At 66.5% G+C, this 16,192-nt stretch carries 23 protein-coding genes; all 23 read right to left on the reverse strand.

From position 1 onward, the window contains the following. Nucleotides 1–2: 2 nt before the first annotated feature. The 23 genes from PKE72_RS12930 to PKE72_RS13035 all read right to left on the reverse strand — a co-directional run bounded on the left by PKE72_RS12930 (nucleotide 3) and on the right by PKE72_RS13035 (nucleotide 16,175). Nucleotides 3–2,855 (reverse strand): phage tail tape measure protein, encoded by a 2,853-nt coding sequence (locus tag PKE72_RS12930; protein ID WP_271165794.1) that lies wholly within the window; start codon nucleotides 2,853–2,855, stop codon nucleotides 3–5. 6 nt (nucleotides 2,856–2,861) lie between these two features. Then, nucleotides 2,862–3,107 (reverse strand): GpE family phage tail protein, encoded by a 246-nt coding sequence (locus tag PKE72_RS17475; RefSeq protein ID WP_309298343.1) that lies wholly within the window; start codon nucleotides 3,105–3,107, stop codon nucleotides 2,862–2,864. After that, the gene (locus PKE72_RS12935) at nucleotides 3,005–3,379 is read right to left on the reverse strand and encodes a phage tail assembly protein (protein WP_271165795.1); all 375 of its coding nucleotides are present in this window, start codon (nucleotides 3,377–3,379) and stop codon (nucleotides 3,005–3,007) included. The genes PKE72_RS17475 and PKE72_RS12935 overlap by 103 nt, the downstream gene beginning before the upstream one ends. Nucleotides 3,380–3,537: 158 nt before the next feature. Beyond that, entirely contained in the window at nucleotides 3,538–4,047 is a 510-nt protein-coding gene (locus PKE72_RS12940) for a phage major tail tube protein (RefSeq protein ID WP_271165796.1), read from the reverse strand. 60 nt (nucleotides 4,048–4,107) lie between these two features. Then, nucleotides 4,108–5,262: a phage tail sheath protein gene (locus tag PKE72_RS12945; RefSeq protein ID WP_271165797.1), complete on the reverse strand. Its 1,155-nt coding sequence runs from the start codon at nucleotides 5,260–5,262 to the stop codon at nucleotides 4,108–4,110. An 18-nt stretch (nucleotides 5,263–5,280) separates the two neighbouring features. Next, entirely contained in the window at nucleotides 5,281–5,634 is a 354-nt protein-coding gene (locus PKE72_RS12950; protein WP_271165798.1) for a GPW/gp25 family protein, read from the reverse strand. Beyond that, entirely contained in the window at nucleotides 5,631–6,188 is a 558-nt protein-coding gene (locus PKE72_RS12955) for a phage baseplate assembly protein V (protein WP_271165799.1), read from the reverse strand. The genes PKE72_RS12950 and PKE72_RS12955 overlap by 4 nt, the downstream gene beginning before the upstream one ends. A gap of 84 nt (nucleotides 6,189–6,272) precedes the next feature. After that, nucleotides 6,273–6,911, reverse strand: coding sequence for a phage tail assembly chaperone (locus PKE72_RS12960; protein ID WP_271165800.1), 639 nt, complete (start codon nucleotides 6,909–6,911; stop codon nucleotides 6,273–6,275). 10 nt (nucleotides 6,912–6,921) lie between these two features. Beyond that, nucleotides 6,922–8,766, reverse strand: a complete 1,845-nt coding sequence (locus PKE72_RS12965) for a tail fiber protein (RefSeq protein WP_271165801.1) — start codon at nucleotides 8,764–8,766, stop codon at nucleotides 6,922–6,924. Nucleotide 8,767: 1 nt separating this feature from the next. Continuing rightward, nucleotides 8,768–9,331, reverse strand: a complete 564-nt coding sequence (locus tag PKE72_RS12970; RefSeq protein ID WP_271165802.1) for a phage tail protein I — start codon at nucleotides 9,329–9,331, stop codon at nucleotides 8,768–8,770. After that, nucleotides 9,328–10,269, reverse strand: a complete 942-nt coding sequence (locus PKE72_RS12975) for a baseplate assembly protein (protein WP_271165803.1) — start codon at nucleotides 10,267–10,269, stop codon at nucleotides 9,328–9,330. The genes PKE72_RS12970 and PKE72_RS12975 overlap by 4 nt, the downstream gene beginning before the upstream one ends. 91 nt (nucleotides 10,270–10,360) lie before the next feature. After that, nucleotides 10,361–11,047 (reverse strand): phage virion morphogenesis family protein, encoded by a 687-nt coding sequence (locus PKE72_RS12980; protein ID WP_271165804.1) that lies wholly within the window; start codon nucleotides 11,045–11,047, stop codon nucleotides 10,361–10,363. Nucleotides 11,048–11,055: 8 nt separating this feature from the next. Beyond that, complete coding sequence (locus PKE72_RS12985; RefSeq protein ID WP_271165805.1) at nucleotides 11,056–11,565, reverse strand: phage tail protein; 510 nt, start codon at nucleotides 11,563–11,565, stop codon at nucleotides 11,056–11,058. Nucleotides 11,566–11,596: 31 nt separating this feature from the next. Beyond that, nucleotides 11,597–13,051 carry a WD40/YVTN/BNR-like repeat-containing protein gene (locus PKE72_RS12990; RefSeq protein ID WP_271165806.1) on the reverse strand — a complete coding sequence of 485 codons (1,455 nt, stop codon included), beginning with the start codon at nucleotides 13,049–13,051 and terminating at the stop codon, nucleotides 11,597–11,599. A 56-nt stretch (nucleotides 13,052–13,107) separates the two neighbouring features. Next, entirely contained in the window at nucleotides 13,108–13,236 is a 129-nt protein-coding gene (locus PKE72_RS12995) for a hypothetical protein (RefSeq protein WP_271165807.1), read from the reverse strand. A 102-nt stretch (nucleotides 13,237–13,338) separates the two neighbouring features. Next, entirely contained in the window at nucleotides 13,339–13,818 is a 480-nt protein-coding gene (locus PKE72_RS13000; protein ID WP_271165808.1) for a hypothetical protein, read from the reverse strand. Nucleotides 13,819–13,821: 3 nt separating this feature from the next. After that, nucleotides 13,822–14,007 carry a hypothetical protein gene (locus PKE72_RS13005; protein WP_271165809.1) on the reverse strand — a complete coding sequence of 62 codons (186 nt, stop codon included), beginning with the start codon at nucleotides 14,005–14,007 and terminating at the stop codon, nucleotides 13,822–13,824. Between the two features lie 19 nt (nucleotides 14,008–14,026). Further along, nucleotides 14,027–14,476: a hypothetical protein gene (locus PKE72_RS13010; protein WP_271165810.1), complete on the reverse strand. Its 450-nt coding sequence runs from the start codon at nucleotides 14,474–14,476 to the stop codon at nucleotides 14,027–14,029. Continuing rightward, nucleotides 14,476–14,937 carry an N-acetylmuramoyl-L-alanine amidase gene (locus tag PKE72_RS13015; protein ID WP_271165811.1) on the reverse strand — a complete coding sequence of 154 codons (462 nt, stop codon included), beginning with the start codon at nucleotides 14,935–14,937 and terminating at the stop codon, nucleotides 14,476–14,478. The genes PKE72_RS13010 and PKE72_RS13015 overlap by 1 nt, the downstream gene beginning before the upstream one ends. Continuing rightward, the gene (locus PKE72_RS13020; RefSeq protein ID WP_271165812.1) at nucleotides 14,934–15,212 is read right to left on the reverse strand and encodes a hypothetical protein; all 279 of its coding nucleotides are present in this window, start codon (nucleotides 15,210–15,212) and stop codon (nucleotides 14,934–14,936) included. The genes PKE72_RS13015 and PKE72_RS13020 overlap by 4 nt, the downstream gene beginning before the upstream one ends. Next, nucleotides 15,209–15,463: a hypothetical protein gene (locus PKE72_RS13025; protein WP_271165813.1), complete on the reverse strand. Its 255-nt coding sequence runs from the start codon at nucleotides 15,461–15,463 to the stop codon at nucleotides 15,209–15,211. The genes PKE72_RS13020 and PKE72_RS13025 overlap by 4 nt, the downstream gene beginning before the upstream one ends. Before the next feature lie 2 nt (nucleotides 15,464–15,465). Continuing rightward, nucleotides 15,466–15,684, reverse strand: coding sequence for a tail protein X (locus PKE72_RS13030; RefSeq protein WP_271165814.1), 219 nt, complete (start codon nucleotides 15,682–15,684; stop codon nucleotides 15,466–15,468). Beyond that, on the reverse strand, nucleotides 15,684–16,175 hold the full coding sequence (locus tag PKE72_RS13035; protein ID WP_271165815.1) for a head completion/stabilization protein: 492 nt from the start codon (nucleotides 16,173–16,175) through the stop codon (nucleotides 15,684–15,686). The genes PKE72_RS13030 and PKE72_RS13035 overlap by 1 nt, the downstream gene beginning before the upstream one ends. Between the last annotated feature and the right edge of the window lie 17 nt (nucleotides 16,176–16,192).

Genomic DNA, 16,192 nt, shown 5'->3' on the forward strand with positions numbered 1-16,192 from the left:
GGTCAGTCGCCGTAGGAATCGGGATCGGCCTCATAACTGGCCGTGTTGCCCTGCTGCAGGCTGATCATCTTCTCGGCGACCTTGGCGACCAGGTCCTCCGAAGATTCTCCGGGCAGCTGGTGAATGTGGATCTCGACCTTAGCGATCGACATGCCTCCGCCGGCGGCCGGCGGCGGGCCACCCCTGGGCCCAGGCGGGGGCCCGGGCAAGAATGGCGGCGGATCCTGGAAGGTGATTGTCGGGCCGACGCCGGCTGTCGCCGCACCTGGCGCGGTTAGCGCGCCGGCGGCGGCGACGGCGGCGGCGGCGGCGCGCATTCGACCGACCACCCTTCCGGTGCCCCCGAGGATCCCGACGCCCATTCCCGCCATTACGTCCTGACCGATCGCGGCGAAGACTCGCGACGGGGAGTGGGTGTCGAGCCGATTACGTGCGCCGGTCTCGGCGCGGCCGGCCGCGTCGGCCGCCGCCGCCTGGACCTGTGACCGCTGCCCCCTAATCCCTTGGGTGAAGCCTCGCATGGCGTCCGCGCCTGCGTTCATCAAGCGGCCGGGTAGTTCTTGGAAATAGGTCCAGACGCTGGCGAACGCCGCCTTGAAGTCATTCAGCGGTTGGAAGTTGGCGATCACGCTCTTGATCGCGGCAATGCCGATCGAAACGCCGCTCTGCACCTGTGACCAGACACCTCCGACATAGCCAGTGATGCCGCCCCAGTTCCGCATTATCAGGCCGAGCGGAGTGAACATCAGGAGGTGCAGCTTGATCGAGTCGACGCCTAGGCCGACGGCCTCGCTGACGAAGCCCCACAGGGCGCCCATGAAGTTGGTGATCGGCTGCCAGTTTCGAATGATGAACCCTAGCGGCGTGAAGTTCATGATGTAGCCCGCGACCAGGCGTAGCGCGCCCTGAACGACCGAACTGATGTTGGTCCACATCTTCGACAGCCATGGCCCGATGGTGCCCCAGTTGCGGTAGATCAGGAATGCACTGGCGGCGAGCGCAGCGACCGCCGCCACGACAAGGAGGACGGGCCATAGCAGCGCACTAACGCCCACGGCGGCTCCGCCTGCGGCGGCGCCGGTCCCGGTCAAACCGGCGATGACAGGGCCAAACAGCAGGCCCGCCTGAGTGAGGGTCAGTTGCAAAAGCGCGAACGGACCCAGGACCGCAGCAACCGCCATGGCAAGGCCGCCGAAGACAACCAGGCCCGCCGCAACAACGGCGACCAGGGCGGCGACGACCTTCACGGCGTTGGGGTGCGCCTGGCTGAAAGTGCGAATGCCGCGCGCAGCACCGCGTGTCGCGGCCGAAGCCGCCTTGATCAGCGGGAGAAAGTTGGTTCCGACCTCGATGGCCAAGCCCTGCAGGGCGATCTTGCTCTGACCGATGGCGGTCTTGGCGCCGCTCTGGCGGTTCTCGAATTCCTTCTGCATTGAGCCCGCGTAAAGCGAGGCATCGGCGACCGCGTCCAGATTGGTCTTAAGCACGCCAAGCTGCGTCAGCATCGGCGCGATGCCCGACACGGATTCCGACCCGAACAGCTGGGTCAAGATCGAGGCCTGCCGATCGGGGGATAGGCGCGAAATCCGCGTCATGACGTCCATGATCGCGCCACCGGCGTCGCGCTGCATCGCCTTGGAGACAGCGACCGCCTCGAGGCCGAGCGCGGAATAGGCTTCCTTCTGGGCCTTTGTCGCCGCTTCGCCCTTGGTCATGGCCAGCATCGTGTTCTTGATGCTGGTCGCTGCGATCTCTTCTTCGACGCCCATGCCGACGATGGTGGACCCCAGCGCCGCGATCTGGGCGGCCGCCAGGCCAGCGACTTCCCCAAGCGGCCCGACGCGGGTCACGACGTCCGAGATCTTCAGCGCCGTCGCGTTGCCGTTGTCGCCCAGATAGTTGATCTGATCCGCCAGGGCCTTCACCTGCGGCTGGGTCATGGCGAAGGCGGTGCGCCAGGTGGCCATCTTCGCCCCCGCGTCCTCGGCCGTGGTGGTGAAGGCCACGCCCATCTTGCCCGCGTCCTCGGCGAACCCGAGCAGTTCACGACGCGGGATCTTGGCCTGGCCGGCGGCCGCAATGATGGCCGCCATGCCCTCGGGGACCTGGTTTAGATCTTCAGCGAGCTGAAGCACGTCCCGGTTCATTTGCTGGAACTGCATCGGCGTGTCGAAATCGACGACCTTCTTAACGTCCAGCATGGCGTCTTCGAAGTTGACCGCCTCGTTCCCGGACGCCACCAACGGCGCAGCCGCAACCGTCCCCGCGCCAACGGCCGATGCTCCGGCCCCCATCATTGTGCCGGCCAGTCCCTGGGTGCGATCGTATCTGCTTCGCGCGGCTTGCATCCGACGCTGGCGCTCTCCCACTTCAGTCAGTCGGCGCGCCTGGTCGCGCAGGGCGTCGTTGGCGTCACGCGTCTGGCGCGCAAGCTTCGCCTCTGAGCCTGCCAGATTTCGAGCATCGAGCCCGGCATCTCGCATTTTGGTGCGCATCTCGGCCAAGGCGCGAATCTGGCCCTGCTCCTGGGCCTGAAGCTCTCGGATTTTGGTTCGTTGGACCTCGAGGGCGCGGGTCATCTGTTTGGTCGGTCGCTCGGTATCGCTGTGCGCCTTGCCCAGGCGCGCCGCTTCAGACCGGGCCGCCTCCATGGCGGCCCGCGTCGCCCCGAGACGGGTTTCCATGGTTCGATAAGCCTGGACGTTCTTCGTCGCGCGCTGCAGCTCGGTGATCCGATCGCGAGCGGCCTTCACGCCCTGGGCTGCTTTCGCGCTCTCGCCCGACACGCCCTTCAGGAAACCGACGGCGTTGCCGGCGGCCCTGAAGATCAGATCGAGGCGAAGTTTCTTGTCCATCGGAGGCTAGTCTTTCTTCGGTGGCGCGTGGACGCGGTTCCACCAGGCGACGGCGCGTTCGCGCTCTTCGATCAGTTCAGAGAGGGAAAGCCGCAGCAGTTCTTCGCGCGACCAGTGGAAGACGCCGGCGATGTCGCTGATCGCGTCCTCTACGCTTCCAGGCCACCCTCGGCCTTCTGCCGCCTCGTCAGCAAAAAACCGACCACCTCGCCTGCGATCTGGGCGGCGTCCTCGGGCGCCATGGTCAGGAATTCGGCGGTGGGGATGGTGGGTTCCGAGATCCTCGGCACGACGGTGGAGACCGAGTTGACATCCATGTTGTAGAGATCGACGAGCTTGGTGCCGCGCAAATGCCCGGTGTCCGGCTTGCGCAGCATGATCTCGAAGACATCCTTACCGCCGCGCTTGATCGCGTTGTCCAGATCTACCCAGGCGACGCGATTGCCCGCCCCGTCGAAGAGCGGACGCCCCTTACTGTCGGTCAGCGGCTTGGCGAGGGTGGTGGTTTCGGTCACATCGGACATGGTTCAAGCTCCCCGGAGCAGTTGAGGCGGCAGCGACTGCAGCCGCGCATGGAAGGGTGGAAGATCCTCGGCCGGCCGACGCTCATCGGCGTCCGGTCGCCGGCGATCGACGCCGGCCGGGATTAGGTTGGAGGCTGGCGTTTGCCGATCCGCCATGTTCAGCGGGTGATGGAGCGCAGCTGGGCCCAGCGATCGACGCCGTAGACCAGGAGGACTTTGTTGAGGGTATCGACCTCGAACTCGGTAACGCCGTTGCGGACCTGTTTGTAATAGACGCAGTCCGTCTTGTAGCTGACGCCGTTCTTGGACCCGATCTCCTGCTCGGCCGTGTCGATCTCGTTGGTGCGGCCGCTCATCGAGATCTGGACGTCGTCGTAGGAGGCGATGGCGTCGTTCTTGTAGGCGCCAGCGAAGCGAAGTTGCTGGCCGTCCAAGCGGGGATCGCCAAACCCGGCGTTCAGCTCAGGGATCTCGCCGCCGTAGTTGTGAAGGAACTCAAGCGGAGCGATGCTGCCGGTGTGCAGCTTGGCCGCAGCGCCCATGCCGGCGCCGAGATATTCCTCGACGTTCATCACCAGCTTGGGGAGGGTGATGGTGCGCGCCTGGCCGGTGAGCGGCGTACCGTTGGTGAAGACGTTGAAGTCATGAAGGTTACGCGGCAGATTCATCGAGCGAGTTTCCTAGGGGGCGGTTGAGGGCCGGCGGTGTTGCGTGGAGGCGCGTCGCGATCAGGCGGCCACGGCGAAGTCAGCGTAGAATTCGTCCGTGATCTCGTTGGCGACGGACAGCTCTTCGAGCGGCGCGGCGTGCGTGAACCGGTAACCGATCTTCAGCTTGCCGGCGGCCAGCGTCTCCTTGGTGTTGCCGGGCGCGATGAAGGCGATCGCGCCGACGAGGCGGCCAGCCGAAACCTCTCGGCGGAACAGCTTGTTGATGCTCTCGACGATATCGTTGGGAAGCGAACCGATCAGCGGCTGGTCGATATAGGGGAACAGCCCCTCGACGATGGTGTCGCGGACCAGCTGGTTGGTGCGGACGGCGCTTTCGAAGGCGTAGCGCGGATCCACGCTGCAGGTGCGGTTGCCCCAAAAACGGTAACCGTCGCGCCAGATCAGACCCGTGACGTCAGCGCCATTGATCAGGCCCATTTCGGTCTGAGCGCTGCCCAGGTCCCATTCGCGGGGATTCTCGATGCCGACGACGCCCTCCAGGACGACGTTCGAGATCGTCTTGTGATAGCCGACAGTGCGGTCGAGGTACGCGCGCACCCCCACCGCAACCGCCGGCGCGAAGGTCGAGACAATCAGCGCCGACACGGCATCGGTCGCCTTGAAGGTCCGATCGATCAGTATCAGCTCGCGCTGGGTGAAGTTATCGCGGTAGGTCTTCACCTCCGCCGGGGTGTCGCCCTCTGCGGTGGCGTAGGCAATCGCCGACAGACGCGCGCCGGCGTCGCCCAGGGCGTCGGCTACTGGCTGGGTGTCCAAGCCTGGCGCGGCAAGGATGCGGGGGCGGAGCTGCACCGCCTGCTCGGCAACGCGGAGCTTGGCGATGCCGGCGATGACGTTGACGTCGCGAGAGGCGGTGATCTCGGCGGGGGTAGCGCCTACACCCTCGGCGACGCGGACCACCACGCCGGTCGACGGACCGAATGCGGCGATCGCCTGCAGGGTGAGGGACAAGGTGCCCTCGAGCCCGGCGTCTGCAATGAAGCTCTCGGGGTCCGTCATGGAGACGACCGTGTTGAGGGGGAAGACGTCCGGATCGGCGTCGGTCGAGGTGCAGACCACGCCCCAGATCGAGGTGGCGACGATGGCGAGATAGACGTTGCGAGCGGCGACCTCTTCCGGGGTGATGCCATGAGGGCGGGGCGTAAGGGCCATGGGCGGGCTTCCTTGGGGTCAGGCGGTGCGGAGGGAGACGGAAAGGGTCGCCGACGTGCGGCGCGGCCGGTCGGTGCGGATGACGTCGAGTTGGAGGGAGGCGCGGCCGAGGGCGCTGACGAGCAGCTGGACGCGTTTCAAGCGGACCCGGGGCTCGAAATTCTGAAGGGCCATCGCCGTCGCCGCGAAGATGCGGATCCGCGTCCGGGCATTGAGAGGCTGGTCGATCAGGTCCGGGATCTCGGAGCCGTAGGCGCGACGGCCGATACGCAGGTTCAGAGGCGTCGAGAGAATGTCGCCGATCGACTGCACCAGGTGCTCGTCGCTGTTCGGATCCAGGCGGCGGCCGGTGAAACGATTGAGGCCACTCATTGGGGCGCTCCGGACACGCCGGACCCCGTCTGAACGCCGGTATGTTTGTGACCCTTCAGGCTCTTGCCGCCGCCAACTACATCGACGTCGGCTGTGACGGCGCCTGAGACCTTGAGGTTGCCCTCGATGTCGAGGTCCGCGATCAGACGGACACCGTCGGGCGCCCTGATGGTGGCCGACCCAGGCAGATCAAAGCTGAGCAGGTGCGTTTCGGGGTCGTATACGATCAGCGCCCCGTCCTCGAACCCGATGCCGAACTTCGCGCCCAGGAAGAGCGGCGCGAACTGCGACGACTTCAGGCGGGAGGAGATCGTCCCCTGCTCGATGTCGCCCTCAGGCGAGCTGACCTCGACCTGTTCGCCCACAGTCGGCGGCGCCCAAATCTTGATCCGGCCGGACGGCATGTCCCAGTCGATGGGGGGAGAGAGTTCTTCACCGAAGCGGACGATCGCGGTCCCAGCCTCGAAATCAACACTATGGACCACGCCCACGCGCACGAGATTGCCGATCGTGAGATCGGTCTCGGCGTTGGACGTGGGCGCTCTACGGTTCATGCGGGCGAACGATGGCGCAGCCGCCACCGGCTTTCGCGGCGCGGCTGTTGTCAGACGCGCCCGCACAACAGCAGAGAACCCCGGTCATTCCCCTGTCGCGAGCAGCTCCGGCGGCAGGAGGGGCCATTCGATCAGGCTTGGGAAGCCGTCTTGCTCAGGCACGTCGCGCAGATCCTGGACGTGCTGAAGCACCAGGAGATAATCTTCGCCCGTCAGCGTGGTCGTTCGACCGAGCGCCACCTCGTCTCGATGTCGGTCGATAAGCCAACGGATCTGGTTGATCTCGTAGGTACGACGCGAACGAGCGGCAGCAGCAAGGTCTTCGACGTCCGGTTCTTCTTCCACGGGCTGCAGCATGGCCTCGACGACCCAGGCGCCGTCGCGACGAACGACGACCTCGCCGAAGCCGAACGCCGGCGGCGCGTCAGTGTAGGCGTGAGCGGGGATGAGCCAAGCCGTCGGGGCGACCGCGTCACGGGCCGCCGTCGCCGCCGCGATCGCCGCGTCATAGGCCTGGCTAGCGGCAGCGACGGCCTGATCGGCCAGTTGGGGATCCTCAATCGCTCGCGCCTCGGCGAATGCGGCCTGAAGGGAGACCTGCGCGGCGTCCGCCAGAGGGGCGAACACGGCCGCCCGCGCCAGCTCGAGCTCGGCAGGGTCGGGGACCGCCACCGAGGACTCGAGATAGAGGCCGCTTTCGGGGTGGGCGTGATAGATCAGCATGGGTCGCGCCTCAGTAGGTAATGCAGGCGAGGAGCGCCTGGTTGACCGGGCGTGCTTCGGAACCGCCCTCCGAATAGGTGTTGACCGAGCGAAGCGACCCGCCCGTACCGGCGTCTTCGATGTTCAGTCCGGAATCGGCGTTGTCGCGCACGGGCAGGCCGTGGGTGTGAGCCAGGTTTTGGCTTGCCTGGAAGACGCCCAGCGATCGGCCGCCATCAAGGCCACGGCCGTTGTCCAGACCCCGGAAGAAGACACCGCGCCAGTCGGGCAGATTGAATGTATTGGCCCCATCGCCAGCGCCGTAACGCGTGCCGATCGCGTTGTAGAGCCGGGAGTAAGTAGACCGGCTGACCTCGGCGCCATTCGCGACAAGAAGACGGGCGCCGCCGGGCGGCGAGCCAGTGTCGAATAGTTTCAGCTCGCCTGCCGGCCACCATGAATCGGGGTTTCCCGTGTGAAGGACGGGGTTGCCGAAGACGAGGAGGTTGCCGTTGTTCAGATTATAATTTGCGCCGTCCCAGTAGAGGTAGTGCGCGCCGTCGCCGAGGAAGATCACGCCGGTGCCATTGCCGCGCGTCGTGGTGACGTCGTTGAAGTTGGCGACCTGGCCTAGGACGGCTCGGGCGGCGAGCGCTCCGTCGAGGCCCGCGATCTCGCCGGTACCATGCCCGTGACCAACAAGGGACCGTTGCGCGAGGGCGCCATCGAGGCCGCCGATCTGCGCCGTGGTGTGAGAGTGTAGCGCCGCCGCCTTGTCCGCTGGATTAAAATTCCCGGCGTGCCAGACCGTCTGAATAACGCCGGCGACCCGCAAGCCCAGCCCGGAGGAAGAGAACTGGGCTATATCGCCGCTTATCTGATCCCAGAGGCGGATGAGACCGGAGGTCGCATAGAAGCCCGCCAACCGCGCCGCGTCGTCCCGGAATTCAACCTGCAGAATGGCGTCCGGGCCCGAGATCCTCGCGCCGCCAGTGAAGGCGGGGTTGATCTTCTCGGCCTTGGCGGCGAGCGCTGTCGCCAGCCCGGTAATCTTTTCCATCGCCAGCGCCGGGATCCGGCCGACGTTGAATACCCCGGAGGAGACGTCGGCGGCGTCGTGCTGGTGGCCGATAGCAGACTTGTCCGCCAAGGCGGCGACCAGGCCGGTGATCTTCGCCATGGCCAAGGCCGGTATCCGAGCGACATCGAAGACGCCGGTGATCGTGTCGGCCGCGTCATGCTTGTGCCCGGTCGCAGATTTTCCAGCCAGAGCGGTGTCCAGGCCTGTGATCTGGAGGATCGAGTGACTGTGAACTGCCGCCGCGAAGTTGGTCGCCCAGCTCTGCAGCGTGAACAGCAGCCCCTTGGGCGTAACCGCGCGCGAGGCGTCCGTGCCTACGGCCGTCTCCTGGTCGGTGGCCAGTTCCACGACGCCCTGGCGGTCAGTCGTCGCCGGCGGGTTGATGAAGCCGGTCCCGCCGAACTCGATTACTGCGGTGTCCAAGGTCTTGAAGGTGATGTCGGCCGACAGCAGCACCATGGCGTTGGCGCTTTTCTCGACCACGACATCGGCCGCGCTGAAGACGGCAAATAGGACGCCGGTCGATAGATAGAGGCCGAAGGCCCGCACGGAATAGACGTCGGCGGTCTCGTCGTTGATGGTGATGTGGATGACGTCGTCCGCGACCACGTCCCCGCCGAATGTCACGACGCGTTTGATTTCGCCCGGCAGCGTGGTGAGCGCCTTCAGGGAGCCGCTCGCATGGACATTGCTGACGCCGACATGCGAGATGGTGACCGCTGAGGTGCCGGTGTTCGGGCCGTTGGGGAGCGCAGCTCGACCAGCGTCGGTGATGGTGATCGTCAGTCCGGCCATGTTAGGCGGCCTCCTCGAGCTGCAGGCGGCGATAAGCGGCCGGGCGAGCGCCGCCGGCGACGCCGAGGCCAGCCTCGGCGCTCAGCCCCTGGGTGAAGGTGAAGTGGGAGCGGGCGGGCTTGGTGCGGGCGACCTCATCAATCACCTCGTCCACAAATCGCGCTGTCACGGGCGCCCCGCCCTGCCCGTTCAGGCTGAGAACCAGCTCGAAGGTATGCGGCTGGCCCGGCGGGTCCATCTGCCAAGCCTCGCGGATCGCGATCTGGCCGCCGAAGGCCTGGACGACCTTCCGCACCGAAGCCGCCGTTCCCTTGATCCGCTGGATCGCGATCGCTTGGGCTACGACTGACCGCTTGATCTGCTCTGACCATCCGGAATTCCAGCTGTCGATCGACAGCGCGTAGGCGAGCCAAGGCAGGAGTTCTATTGGGCAGCGTTCCGCGCTCCAGAGGTCGCGAAGCGGAACCGAGATGTCGTCTAGACTACGTGTGACCGCCTCGAGCGCGCGTTCTATTGACGTCGCGTTGGGCGGTAGCAGGCTGCCGCGACCGTCCAGGCTGCTCATTCGCCCAGTCCAGCGTGGGTGACATCGACGCCGGTGCACCGCGCGGCCTGAAGCCGGGTGCAGACGACGTTGGCCGCCGGGGAGATCAGCGTGACGTCCTGGACGCCTTCAGCGGCGAGCGCCGCGATGATGCCCGACCGCGTGATATCTCGACCGAGGCGGTAAGAGCTCGCCAGGTATTCGGAGAGGCGCGATTGCGCCGAGGCCATGACCACGTCGGCGTCGGGTCCGGCGAAAGTGGTGACCTGGGCGACTACCTCGAACTCCAGGATATCCGCGCCAGCGACGATGACGTGATCGGTTAGGGGGCGCACATTCTCGGATGAGACCACGGCGGCGACAGCCGCCAGAAGCTCGGCCGAAGGTGCGCCGTCGTCCAAGCGAGACAGGATAGTCACCAGGACATCGCCGGGGGCGGGGCTGGTGCAGCTCGCATCGAGGACGTCCCCCGACGCCCCTAGGGCGTGAGAGATGTAGGCGCCCTCGGGCCCTGCGACCGAATAAGCTTCCGGCGCCAGCAAAGCCCGCCGGCGCAGCGCTTCGTCGGTTTCCATAACGGCTGGGGTCTGATTTACCGGATCCGCAGGCACGATCACCAGGCGCTGCACGCCGAGGAGCGCCACAAGGTTGTCGAGATCCGCGCCAAACGCGCCAGCGATGGTCACCGCCCGGGCGGCGTCGTTTATCCGCTGGCGCAGCACGAGCTCGCGATAGGCGAAGACCTGGATCATCTTGACCAAGGGCTCGCTCTCGAGCTCAAGAACTGCGGCTAAGACTTCGGCCTGGTCTGGATCGACCTCATTCATAGCCGCAAGAAAGTCGGCCTTGCCGGTCGCGATCAGTTCCTCGAGGCTGAGCGCCTCGATGACGGCCGGCATGGGCAGTCTGGATAGATCGACGGCGGTGGAACCGCTGGCTTGGCCTGCGAAGGTGGACATGGCGAGGTTGTCGCCGTCCCCTGCCCTCGCGCGCGACGCCGCGCTGTTGTCAGACGCGTCCACACAACAGGGCGGCGCGGTGGGTCAGGCCCTAGACGCCGGCGCGACGCCCCCAGCCAAGGGCGTCTCCGGCCTCGTCAATGAATAGATTGAGCAGACGCGCCTCATCTTCCCGGCCAAAGCCGATCAACTCACGCTGTGGGTAGTCGATCTCGGGGCCGTCCGGAGACACGCGGTCCCGCCTACCCTCTTGGTGGATCAAGGCGATCCGGCTGGCGCGCTGGGTGAACTCAATCCAGCCGCCATCCGCATCGGCCCCTGCCCTAAGATGCCGCCCCGACCGCAAGCCTCGGAACATCTGCTTTGCCCTGGGGGCGCGCCGCGCCGTCGCCTCGCCGTCAGATCCGGCCACACCTTCGGGGGTGATCCACTTGATGATCTTCGCGCGTTCGAACGTGCGAAGACCCTCGGCCTCCCGATCAAAACCGACAAGGTAATCGCCGCGACCGATCCAGGAACGCATGTCGACCACGCGGGGCTCGCCGACGCCGCCGGAGGGGTAGAGAAACTTCGCGGGTCGCGTCGCCGGTTTGGCCTTCGGCCTAGGCTTACGCTTTTCCCAAAGCGAGCCGTCTGGCGCAACCTGGCGCGTCATCCGCCGCTGATTGGGGCGGCGCATCTCCATCGACATCCGAAAGAGCATGCGGCGGCGCTGACCAGGCTCGAGCTTTTCGAGCATCTGGGTCGCGATCTGATGAAGTTGCTGGATGTCGTCCATGGCGCCCGTCAGGGCTCGATCGCCGCTTCCGGGTGCGCGGAGCAATGCATGATAAGTTCATCGTCCAGGTAGACGGCGTGAAGCGGATCACCAGTTTCCAACGCCATCGGCATCGGCTCATCGACAACGACGAGGTCCTGTCCACCGTCCGGGCGCCCCTCGTACCGAAACACCTCGGTCAGATCGACGGCCGCGTGCAGATCGTAGCGTCGATCGTCGAGCCGGACGAACGTCATATCGATGGCCTTGGCCGCCTTGTCGGCGCTGGCGACCAGGTCGTGCTGCCAGCGTTCTATCCAACGCAACATAGGAACCACGACCTCGAGCGGGCTGCCGTTGAAGTCGGGCATGTGGATTTCGACCGTGTAGGCCAGCTGGAAGCCCGTACCGGGCCGGCCGGAGACTTCCGGCCGGACGTTGCTCATCACCATCTGCAGGCGAGAGGAGTCGCCCTTGATGTGGTGTTTGGCTTCGAGCGCCGCGACTAGCGCGGCCAGCAGCGACTCTGGCTTCTTCATATTCGGCACATTCGATGTAGGGGCGTGGGGGTTAGAACCAGAACAGGCGCGCTTGACCATCGCCCCCCGCGCCGCCGCCACCGGAGTCAAACCCGTTGTCCGACGCGCCGCCGCCGCCGCCGCCGCCGCCAGGGTTTCCGCCCTTGCCGCCGGCCTGACCTGCCGCGCCGGACGTCCAAGCGCCGCCACCGGCGCCAGAACCGCCGAGGCTCGTTGGGTCCGTGCCGCTCGGCCCGCCATCCAGCGGCCCGACGCCGCCGGAAACGCCTTGGAACCCCTGCAAGGTATACTGCGGCGCAATCGAACCTTCCGCGCCCAGAGACGCCCCAATGGACGCGTTCGCCGCCGTGGCCCCGCCGCCCGCGCCGCCGCCACCGGCAGCAGCCGCATTGGCAGTCGGCGACGCGCTCCCGGAGATCGCACTGGCGCCGCCTATCGTACCCGGCACGGTTCCTGAACCGTCAGACCCGCCGCCCACGGCGGCGCTCGTCGAGCCGCCCTGACCGCCGAGTGTGCCCATAACGTGCATCGGCGTGAACCGGGTAACGATCCGCGACATCTTCGTCAGGAACCAACCCGAAACCCCCGTGGCGGCGTACAGCACGCCCTTGAAGATCGTCGCCGACGCACAGGCTCCGGGGCCACTATGCGCGATCCGATACCAGGTCAGGCCGTCGAACGAATAATCCCTGTTGTGAATGAACATCCCCGTCATACCGCCCTCGACGTCGCTCGGGATGCTGCCGGCGACGTAGTTGAGCTGAGACACCCGCTGGAACCGAGGCCCGCGATCCGTCCAGGTCACAGCGTCGGAGCTGGTGTAGCAACGGCCATTTTGACCGGCGACGGCGACCCACAGCCCCGCACCATAGGCGAGGCCGACCAGAGGCTGGCGCGTCGTCAGAACCGGCGTCACGGGCGCCGCCGTCCATACGCCGGCCGGGTTGCTGGCGGTGACGGCCTGCCCCTGACTATCGACCGCACAGACCAGGCCCGCCCCATTGTGCGCGACCTGGTTCAGGGCGTTGGCGCTCGAATAGGCGTTCGTCGCCCATGTCACGCCGTCCGCAGAGGTCAAAATCGTGCCCGCCGCGCCGACCGCGACCAGGGTCGAAGCCGAGACGATCACCGAATTCAGCGCATTTGCAGAGCCCGAGGTCTGGACGGTCCAGGTCACGCCGTCAGGGCTGGTGACGATAGTCCCCGCCGCGCCAACCGCCACGAACAGATTCAGGGCCGCCACCCAGGCCACGCTGTTCAAAGCGCTGGCGACACCGCTGGTGCGAGGCGTCCAGGTTTCGCCGTCCGTCGAGGAGGAGATCAGGCCGCCTGAACCGACAGCGACGGCGACGGCGGCATTGCTGGCGATGCCGTTGAAGGCCCCGGCAATAGTCCCCGCCGCCGGAACGACCGGACGCAGCATGGTCCCGACACCGACGAAGCCGCCCTGAACACCGGATGCACCATTGGTGTTGTCGGCGGTCACGGCCGCACCGCCTGGCCCGCCGACCCCGACATGTAGGGGTATGACGTCACCGGGGCTCAGCCCCAGATCGTCAAGGCTGAAGACCGCTCGAAACGCATTGCCGCCCGCACCGCCACCGCCGCCCGTTCTAACGCCACCAGCGGCGCGGCGCGCGCCAGAGCCGCCGCCTCCCGCTGGTCCGACAAAGGTCAACTCCAGCATACGTTGCCCAGCCGGGACAACGACCTCGTAGTTCCCCGGCGTGTAAGTTTGACGCAGCGGCGCCGACATCAGAACAGTCGCGACCATTATTCAATCTCCATGATGTAGTAGGCGCCGTTTCCATCGACGAAATACGAGCCTTCATCGTTCACGACGTAGGCGAAGCCTGAAGGTGGATCGGGTGGCACCCCATCGTCCATTGCGGGGGTGATGGTGATGGCGACCAGGTTGTCGCTGGGCCCTTCGGCGTCGGGGTGGGTCTCGCGGATCGTGACGAGGAGCTCGCCTTCCGAGATGGCGGTCAGACCCACGACGAGGTTCCAGCCGCCGACGTCGTCACCGGCGAGGGCGACACGGCCGTCGTTTGGGGTGATGGATAGGCTGGAGCCGGCCGTCTTGCCCTGGATCAGGCCGATCACGGTCCCTGCCTCGGCGTCGGCCGGGGCGGTGGCGGCTGAAAGCGTCAGGGGGCCGAGGACGATCGGCTGCGGATCCACGCCCCCGCCGGGCGCGGTGTATCCGACCTCGGTGAAGGTGATGCCGTGTGGCAGGGGCGTGAGGGGCATGGTTCAGTTCCCGCGCTTGGGGAGGAAAGGATTGCGGGCGAGGTCGCGCAGCCAGGCGGCCTCGTCGGCGTGTTCGCCGGCATAGGTTTCGACGGCCAGCCTGCGCTTCGCTTCACAGGCGACGATCGCCGCGCCACGCGCCGTGTAGAGCGTCTCGAGATCTTTCTCGGTCGGCTGGGCAGGCAGCATTGGGACGTGGCAGGGATCTTCAGCCGTCGCCGGCATGACGCGTTGCGGAGGGGCTGGGATTGCAGACAGCTGGATCGAGCGCGCACAGGCGCTGGTCAGCAGCAACAAGGCGACTGACGCGGTCCGGATCGAGAGGTTGGTTCGCATCGGGGGCTTCCCTGGCTTGGTTGGCGAAATCGGCAGCAATGGCGGCGGCTTGATGCTGCTGGCGGAGGGTGGCCTCGACCTTGACGACCGTTTCCCTCGCGCCAGCGACCTCCTGGGCGCGCGCGCCGGCGTCGGCCGTCGCTTTGGCGGCCTGCTGTTCGGCGCGATCGGCGCGCTTCTCGGTCGAGTTGAAGGGGTCGAAGTGGAAACCCACTCCGCCCAAGGCGACCACGCAGAGCCAGGCGAACGCCAGGAGGGCAAGGCCGGCCAGCGCCCAGCCCCATGGCGAGGCGAAGTTGAAGGTTCGAGTCAGGGCTTTCATCAGCGCTGAACCTTGCCCTGCGACCACCAGAGATCGACGTTGAACGTGGGGCACTCTTTGACCCACTCGCCGGGCGAGACGACGCCGTCGCCATTGCGGTCGGGCGAAAGATCGCGGTGGCCGCAGATCCTGGAGCCAGGGAACTTCGTCTGAAGCCTGGTCAGAAGCTCCCGTAAGGCGGCAAACTGCGCCGGCGTGAAGTTGATCTCCGCCTTCAGGTCGGGTTTGACGCCACCGACCAGGCAGATCCCGAGCGATCCGTCGTTGTGGCCGGTGACATGGGCGCCCATGACATTGTCGGCCCGCCCCTTCTCGACCGTGCCGTCCCTGCGGATGACATAGTGATAGCCGACGTCCCGCCAGCCCTTTGCCTTGTGCATGGTGCGGATCTCCGCAACGCCGATGTCGCGGTTGGCGGGGGTCGCAGAGCAGTGGACGACGAGCAGCTTTACGGGTTTCACGATGGATCTCCGGACGAACGGGCGAAGGGGAAGCGGCCGCGGATCTCGGCGAAGATCCGCGCCAGCTCGGCTGCGCTGGGGGCGAGCAGGTAGTAGGTGACGACCAGGGCGATCAGGCCGATGAGCCAGAGGGCGACCAGCTGCAGGCCGTCCGCCGGCATCCGCCAGATGATCCAGCCCAGCAGGCCGAGGAGGACCACGGTTAGCGACCAGGTGAAGATGCGCCGGAACAGCCACTGCCCTTCCGGCAAAGGATCCTGCGGGTTCTGGGTCACTGCGCCCTCCCCCGCTCGCGTTCGCGCTCAAGCTCGGCGCGGATCCAAGCGACATTCGTGCGGATCTCGACCAGCTGGCCATCGCGCAGCGGCTGGGTCGTGGATTTCAGCTCGTTGATCTGGGCTTGAGCGCGGGCGCCGTAGGACACCACGACAGCGAACTGAACCAGGACGGCGAGGAAAAAGGCCAGCATCGTCCAGTTTACCGGGATAGATGCTGGCGGCGGCGCGGTGATCGGTTGAGCGGTCATGGTCAGTTCCACAGATTGATCATCGCCGATGTGGCGGGCGCCGTGGCCGTGACAGGGAACAGCACCGGGGTGCCGCGCGGCAGGAAGGGGCCGTGATCGGCAAGGTTTGGGTTGGCCTTCAGCACCTGCTCGATGGCGGGCGCACTGCGGCGCAGGTTGCGCCAGCAGATCGCGTCCACGGTCTCGCCTTCCAAAGCCAGATCGGTGAAGGGACCGGCCATCACAGGGCCTCGGCGACGATGCGGGGCTTGCCCAGGAAGTCGCGAACGGCGAAGGCGACGTTGCGCAGGTGGACATCGACGTCGGCGCGCAGCGCCTCGAGCCGATCAGCGCCGGCAGACGACAGCTGCGGCCCGACTGCGCGTTCGCCGACGTCAGCCGCGACGACCGAATAGACGGCGCGGAACCAGCGGAGTTCGTAGTCGGACTTCCCATCGACAACGATGCGGCCGGGCACGTCAGCCAGCTTTGCGTAGCCGGCGGCCACCTGGTCGGCGCGCCACGCGGCAAGTTCGCCGGCGATATCCAGCATGGCCTGGCGGACGGCGTCCCGGAGCCGCTCGGTTTCGCCGCTGGGGACGCGCACGGCGTCGCGCAGGGCGCCAAGGTTGACGCCGGGCCACCACCCATCGCACGGCACGTCGTCGGCCGCCGGCAGAACCGGAGCGGGAGCCGCGTCGTCGTCGGGAAGGTTGAAAGAGATGCCGGTCATGGCGTTCGCGGGGGTTC

This window comes from Brevundimonas intermedia, from assembly GCF_027922165.1.
In the GTDB taxonomy this organism is placed as follows: Bacteria; Pseudomonadota; Alphaproteobacteria; order Caulobacterales; family Caulobacteraceae; genus Brevundimonas; species Brevundimonas intermedia.